General features: G+C 40.8%; 7 protein-coding genes, 1 rRNA gene and 1 pseudogene. 7 read left to right on the forward strand and 2 right to left on the reverse strand.

Annotated features, from left to right (window positions below):
- The first annotated feature begins 76 nt into the window (after positions 1-76).
- The 3 genes from WH214_RS11185 to WH214_RS11195 all read left to right on the forward strand — a co-directional run bounded on the left by WH214_RS11185 (position 77) and on the right by WH214_RS11195 (position 1,859).
- The gene (locus WH214_RS11185) at positions 77-1,063 is read left to right on the forward strand and encodes a malate dehydrogenase (protein WP_339993370.1); all 987 of its coding nucleotides are present in this window, start codon (positions 77-79) and stop codon (positions 1,061-1,063) included.
- A gap of 172 nt (positions 1,064-1,235) precedes the next feature.
- Positions 1,236-1,496 carry a DUF2789 family protein gene (locus WH214_RS11190; RefSeq protein WP_339422141.1) on the forward strand — a complete coding sequence of 87 codons (261 nt, stop codon included), beginning with the start codon at positions 1,236-1,238 and terminating at the stop codon, positions 1,494-1,496.
- A gap of 105 nt (positions 1,497-1,601) precedes the next feature.
- The gene (locus WH214_RS11195) at positions 1,602-1,859 is read left to right on the forward strand and encodes a DUF2789 family protein (RefSeq protein WP_004691219.1); all 258 of its coding nucleotides are present in this window, start codon (positions 1,602-1,604) and stop codon (positions 1,857-1,859) included.
- Positions 1,860-1,944: 85 nt separating this feature from the next.
- On the opposite strand, the gene WH214_RS11200 is transcribed toward WH214_RS11195, so the two are convergent.
- Together WH214_RS11200 and WH214_RS11205 are read right to left on the reverse strand one after the other, a co-directional pair.
- Positions 1,945-2,472: a hypothetical protein gene (locus WH214_RS11200; protein ID WP_004691217.1), complete on the reverse strand. Its 528-nt coding sequence runs from the start codon at positions 2,470-2,472 to the stop codon at positions 1,945-1,947.
- Between the two features lie 72 nt (positions 2,473-2,544).
- Positions 2,545-3,147 (reverse strand): 2OG-Fe(II) oxygenase, encoded by a 603-nt coding sequence (locus WH214_RS11205; protein WP_339422142.1) that lies wholly within the window; start codon positions 3,145-3,147, stop codon positions 2,545-2,547.
- Positions 3,148-3,262: 115 nt separating this feature from the next.
- On the opposite strand from WH214_RS11205, the gene WH214_RS11210 reads away from it, so the two are divergent.
- From WH214_RS11210 to WH214_RS11225, 4 genes and pseudogenes are all read left to right on the forward strand, one after another.
- A complete protein-coding gene (locus WH214_RS11210; protein WP_004691214.1) occupies positions 3,263-4,120 on the forward strand; it encodes a 23S rRNA (adenine(2030)-N(6))-methyltransferase RlmJ in 858 nt (285 codons plus the stop codon).
- Between the two features lie 44 nt (positions 4,121-4,164).
- A complete protein-coding gene (pssA, locus tag WH214_RS11215) occupies positions 4,165-4,995 on the forward strand; it encodes a CDP-diacylglycerol--serine O-phosphatidyltransferase (protein ID WP_005401245.1) in 831 nt (276 codons plus the stop codon).
- Positions 4,996-5,022: 27 nt separating this feature from the next.
- Positions 5,023-6,096, forward strand: a pseudogene (locus WH214_RS11220) (DUF6670 family protein).
- 438 nt (positions 6,097-6,534) lie between these two features.
- Positions 6,535-6,868: ribosomal RNA gene (locus WH214_RS11225) — 16S ribosomal RNA — on the forward strand; the annotation flags it as partial.

Genomic DNA, 6,868 nt, shown 5'->3' on the forward strand with positions numbered 1-6,868 from the left:
TTTGCCGTTTATGATTATTAAGATTAGATAGAACAGCTATTTAATCATATAACGTTCCTCAAATGGAGATAAGTACATGAAGCAACCTGTTCGCGTTGCCGTTACTGGCGCTGCTGGTCAAATCGGTTATAGCCTATTATTCCGTATCGCTAGTGGCGAAATGTTAGGTAAAGACCAACCAGTTATTCTGCAATTGTTAGAAGTTCCTTTTGAGAAAGCTCAAGCTGCGCTTAAAGGCTTAATGATGGAATTAGACGACTGTGCTTTCCCATTATTGGCTGGCATGATCGGTACTGATGATCCAAAAGTTGCATTTAAAGATGCTGACTACGCGTTATTGGTTGGTTCACGTCCACGTGGTCCTGGTATGGAACGTGCTGACTTATTGAAAGTGAACGGTGAAATCTTCATCGGTCAAGGTCAAGCACTAAACGAAGTTGCTAGCCGTGACGTTAAAGTACTTGTTGTAGGTAACCCTGCAAATACAAATGCTTACATCGCAATGAAATCTGCTCCAGATCTTCCAGCGAAAAACTTCACAGCAATGTTACGTCTTGACCACAATCGTGCGTTGACTCAAATTGCTCAAAAAGCAGGTGTTGCTGTAGCAGACATCAAAAACATGACTGTTTGGGGTAACCACTCTCCAACGATGTATGCTGACTACCGTTTTGCAACTGTAAACGGCGAAAGCTTAAAAGACAAAATCAACGATGCTGACTGGAACGCGAATGTATTCCTTCCAACTGTTGGTAAACGTGGTGCTGCGATTATCGAAGCGCGTGGTTTGTCTTCAGCTGCTTCAGCTGCGAACGCTGCGATCGACCATATGCGCGATTGGGCTCTTGGCACAAATGGCGAATGGGTAACGATGGGTATTCCTTCTGACGGTTCTTATGGTATTCCTGAAGGCGTAATGTACGGTGTTCCTGTAACTTGCGAAAATGGCGAATACACACGTGTTGAAGGCCTAGAAATCGATGCGTTCAGCCGTGAACGTATGGACAAAACTCTTCAAGAACTTGAAGAAGAGCGCGCAGCAATTGCTGACATGCTTAAATAATTAAAAACTGATCTGTTCAAGATCTGTTTTGAAAAAGCACTCCGTTTGGGGTGCTTTTTTATATGGGGGTGTGTTGAACAAAAAATAACATGCTGTGATGTAGATACAACTGAGCATAGATGGCCAAAGGTTTATTCTAAAAGGGCATGATCAAGGCTTGAGGAGAACAATGATGTTTGACCAACAACCGACTTTAGAACTTTTATTTGAACAATTGGGGCTTGATGCGAGTGCAGAAGCAATCGATAAGTTTATTGAAACACACCAACTTACTTCAGACGTTCCATTGCATAAAGCACCCTTTTGGTCAAAAGCACAGCATGACTTCATTATCAGTAATTGGAAAAAAGATGATGAATGGGTAATGGTGGTCGACCTGTTAAATGAACAATTACATACAGAACATACGCTTTCAGGATCGTGTCATTTATAATCACAAATTGAAACAACAAACCTAGTTTTATGACTAGGTTTTTTTAGAAAATACATATAAGTTAATTCAATAATAATTGACAATAGTATTGATAAGGAGGCCGAGATGCTCAGTCAACATAAACCATCCTTAGAGCTTTTATTTTCGCAACTGGGACTCGCCAATAGTGCGGCTGCCATCGAGTTATATATTCGTACGCATCAACTTCCTGCTCATCAATCTTTACACGATGCACCGTTTTGGAATTCCGCACAACGTGCGCTATTAATCAGTCATTTGGTTCAAGATGATGATTGGGCGATTATGGTTGATGAACTCAATCAACAGCTACACCTCGATGCTTATAAACTTCAAACTGCCTAAATTGATTTTATGCCGTTGTCATTTGAATAGTAGAATTGACCCATAAAAAAACGCCTGATTTCAGGCGTTTTTTTATTTGTGCATTTTAGTGCAATTTACTTTGCATCAGCTTGATAAACCAATCTTCTTGATGAAGGTCAACAAAAGCGGCATGTTCACGCAGTAAAACGAAATCAAACTCGGTGCTTTTCGCATATTTGCCAAGCCAGTGCCGTGCCAATGCTGACTCTTTTCGACTGACCGAGGCATAGGCCAAAAACAGGTAAATATCGCCCTGACCATAGCTGGTCAGCGGTTTTAGAATTTGCTGTGTAATCAGTGCAAAGCGATCTTCTTTGGTGATTTCAAAGTACAGCATATAAGCCTTTGCAAGGTGCAAAGACAAATTGAGGTACAAAGATAGAGGCATTTCCTCAAACTCAATTCGACCTTGCTCAAGTAATACCACCGCTTCTTGTAAAAAGTGGACTTGCTCTTGGCGCAGTTGGCTCAGTGTGACCAACTGTAAGCGCAAATCAGCACGCTCAAGGGCTAATTCAGGGCTATTGCCTTGTAGGTAGAGTTGATCTGTTTCACCAATACGCTGAATAATTTGTTGACTGCTGGCACGCATCGGTTACATCCTCATCAATTGATGTTCAGTATATGAGGATACTTTTTACAATTTAAAGTCTTTTTGCTTGAATCATAGGATTGTACTGTCACTCCGTAACCATCCAGTAATCGATAAACGCTGATGCTTGGCTTCTAAAACCTCATGCAGCAAGTCACTTTGAAACAATGCAATACGATTCGGTTTGGGATGTAGCACATGCCAAATGTCATTTTTATCTTGCAGATGAAGTTCACCGCCCCAATCGTTTTGCCAATCTTCGTGTAAATAATAGACCGTAGAAATCATGCGGCCATTTTTGCCTTGAGGATTATCACGGTGTAGGGCATAAAACTCGCCAGCGTTATAGCAAGCAAAATGTGCTTCGACGTCTCGAATACCAAGATAAAAGGCACGATTTAGTTCCTGTCCCAAACTATAAAGGGCTTGAACATGATGATTGGAAATAACGAGCTCGGGATTGAGCCATAAAATGTGATCACTACGGATCTTGCTGATGACACCGTTTTGAATAGCGGCTTCACGAAAGCGATTTAAGTTCGAAGTACATTCTTCAATGAGTTGATGTACATAGTCATCAGAGTAGGCGTCATCAATGATGGCAAAACCATGTTGATCTAAATCATCTAGGATTTGATCAACACTCCAAGACTTTGGGAGAAGAACTGCTTCCATTACATTAACCTAAAAAAGACAAAGAAAAGCCACGGTTATTCTAGTGTATGAAAGCAATCTGAACGAAACTATTTTTCATGCTAAAATACTCATTGATTTTAGGAATGATAGAAACATGAATTACCGTCACCACTTCCATGCAGGTAACTTTGCAGATGTCATGAAGCATGTCCTTTTGCTTCAGATTTTGACTCGCCTCAATCAAAAAGATAAACCGTATCGTTATATTGATACGCATGGCGGTGCTGGTAAATATGATTTATCGACTTCAGAAGCACAAAAGTCGGGTGAGTTCTTAAATGGTATTCACCGTTTAGTAAAACTTGATGACTCGATTAAGCGTAATGCGCCTGAAGGTGTTCAGCAGTATTTAAAAATTGTTGAAAAAATGCGTGAAGGTTCAGGTAAGGGCGCTTATCCAGGTTCGCCGTGGTTTGCATTGGAAGGCATGCGTGAAATCGACAAAGCCACCATTTTTGAAATGCAACGTGATGTATTCCAACAGTTGTATTACAACGTTCGTGATAAACGCGCAGGCTTACATGAGCGCGATGCATATGAAGGGCTATTTGGCGTTATTCCACCCAAAGAAAAACGCGGATTAGTGATGATTGATCCACCTTACGAAGTGGAGCGTAAAGATTTCCCTCAATTGGTTGATCTCATAGCGACTGCATATAAAAAATGGCCAACGGGTGTGTTTGCAATTTGGTATCCAATCAAAGACCGCGCCATGATTGACCGTTTTGAAAAGAAAATGATTAAAACCGGTATTCGCCGTCAGTTGATCTGTGAAGTATGTGTTTGGCCAGATGATACCCCAGTGGGCTTAAACGGCTGTGGTCTGTTGGTGATTAACCCACCTTGGAAGTTTTCTGAAGATGCAGATGAAGCGCTACAATGGTTATTCCCACATTTGCGTATGAGTGAAAATGGTGGTCATGCTGCTGTTCGTTGGTTAGTTGGCGAATAAAGATAGACTAATAAGAGAAAAGGCTACATTAGGATCGACAGAGAATGACAAATATAAATAAACCTGAAAGCGAATCTTCACCCCGCAGTACGCCTACTTTTGATGGGATTACTTTCGAGGTGGAAGAAGAAGAGCACACACAGGAAGGTCAAAAAGTAAAACGTCGAGGTATTTATTTGTGGCCGAACCTGATTACAACGGCCGCGTTGTTGTCAGGCTTTTATTCCATTATTGCTAGTATGAATGGTAATTTCCAGCAAGCGATTTATGCCATTTTCTTGGCGGCTTTGTTGGATGGTTTGGACGGCCGCGTTGCACGAGCAATTGGTGCGCAGAGTGCTTTTGGTGAACAGTATGATTCTTTATCTGATCTATTGGCGTTCGGAGTTGCACCCGCTATTTTGATGTATAGCTGGAGTCTGGATTCGCTCGGTCGTATTGGTTTGGCATGTTGTTTTGTCTACACCGCCTGTGCTGCGTTCCGTTTAGCACGTTTTAATGTGCAAATCGGTGTGGTCGATAAGCGTTACTTTATTGGTGTAGCTAGTCCACTTGCTGCCATTATTATTATTTCATTGGTTTGGGTTGGACTCGATTTCCCAGAAATTTTTGATATTCGTGAGCGGGGGATTCAAGCCATTAGTGCAGCAGTGATTGTGTCTGTCGGACTCCTCATGATTTCGAATATTAAATATTATTCATTTAAAACGGTAGATCGTAAGCGCGTTCCATTTTTTGTCCTTCCTATCGCGGTCTTTATTTTTGCTGCAATGACTTACAATATCCCTGTGGGTATTTTAGTCATTTCCTTGATTTATGCACTATCTGGCTTTGTTACTACGTTTTTAGCACGACGTCAGCACAGCCCATCATGAGTTAATGATATGTAGAAGGAGTATGATATGTGGTTGTTTCAAGATTTTCTCGATCAGTCTAAACAACTTAATCAGGCTCCTTCACGGTCACTTCCTGCTTATCACCCACCCAATAAAAAATATAAAATTATTCATCAAGCTTTAACCATTCCCAATCTTCCTGCTCCATTACATTATTTAAACTTTTTGAGCATGATTGGTCAGCCTAATACACCCATGTTTCGGAACAACAGTGCAATCAGAACTACACCCTTAGATACTGCGACCGTATTGGCCAGTAGTAGTCCACATATGGCAGGGCAACTGAACCGCTATTCAATTTCTGCGGAATGTTCATTTCAAGAAAAAACATTTAAATTTGCCAATAAAGAACAGCTCATGGGAACCTTCCCAAAATTTCAAATTCAAAGAAAAGACACAGAATTGAGCTTTGAGATTGAAATAACAACAACATCACTGATTTCACATTTCACCAAATTGCGTTTTGGTCTTGCAGAGCATTGGTCTGTATTGTGTCGATGTCAGGGAGAAGTTAAATATAAAGAACAGCGCTATGCCATTGACCAGTTAGGGGCTTTTGAATACGCGCGCAGTATAGACTTTAGTTATTTACCCTTAGCCTTTTTCACGTATCAAGTCATTAATCTGCTGGATCAGCGTCAGCTATTATTAGAACAAATTCGAGATTCGTTTAATCGAATTGTACAGTCACGTATCTATATACGTGATTTGCAAAAACAACAAACCCATATGTTTGATCGGATGGTGCGCTTTCAAGTTCATCGTGTTTATCCTGCTGTGAAAACTCCCAATGGGCAAAAAATGTATTTACCGCGAGAGTTTGAATGGCACTATCAAGATGAGCAGGGACATCACATTCATCTTTACGCTCAAAGTCGTGGTGATTTTAAATTTGGTTTGGCTGCGGGTTATGTAGGTAGCTTTAAATATAAACTCAAAATGGATAATTATTAGGAACAGGGCGAAAGTGGTTATTGTGAATATGTGGATTGTCGTGCATTAAAGTGGCAAGAAAAAAAATCGCAAGAAAAAAATCGAAATGAAATTGGAGAAATTGTTCCCTTTTCACTCAAAAAATAAGAAAAAAGCGATATTTTGCTGAATAAGTAAACAAGTGTAAGTTTTTTTATAAATAATTGAGTAAAGGGGGTTGTGTTGGGTGTGAAATGCTGTAGAATGCACATCCATCGGCGGTGATGTTGATTAAAACTTGTTGAGAAACAAGGATTTAGCCTAAGTGGTAGAATCTGGAAGTCTTGAATAAGTTTAAAAATAATTAACAAAACCAGTTGACTTTCTCTGGAAAGAGAGTAGTATAGCCGACCTAGCTTGCTGGTGACGAATCAGCAAGAAGATCATTAAGAGATTATGAAGAACAACTTGTGTGGATTTTTACTGATTGATCGATCGAAAATATTTCATTGATTGAATGGTAAAAATTACTCGAAGTTTATTTGAGAAATATTTGTCAGAAAATTGATGAGCCAAGATTTGTAGCCATAAGCTACTAATGATTTTTAACTGAAGAGTTTGATCATGGCTCAGATTGAACGCTGGCGGCAGGCTTAACACATGCAAGTCGAGCGGGGAAGTATAGCTTGCTATACGACCTAGCGGCGGACGGGTGAGTAATGCTTAGGAATCTGCCTATTAGTGGGGGACAACATTCCGAAAGGAATGCTAATACCGCATACGCCCTACGGGGGAAAGCAGGGGATCTTCGGACCTTGCGCTAATAGATGAGCCTAAGTCAGATTAGCTAGTTGGTGGGGTAAAGGCCTACCAAGGCGACGATCTGTAGCGGGTCTGAGAGGATGATCCGCCACACTGGGACTGAGACACGGCCCAGACT

The sequence above is a fragment of the Acinetobacter sp. MYb191 genome, assembly GCF_037572605.1.
GTDB classification, from domain to species: domain Bacteria; phylum Pseudomonadota; class Gammaproteobacteria; order Pseudomonadales; family Moraxellaceae; genus Acinetobacter; species Acinetobacter johnsonii.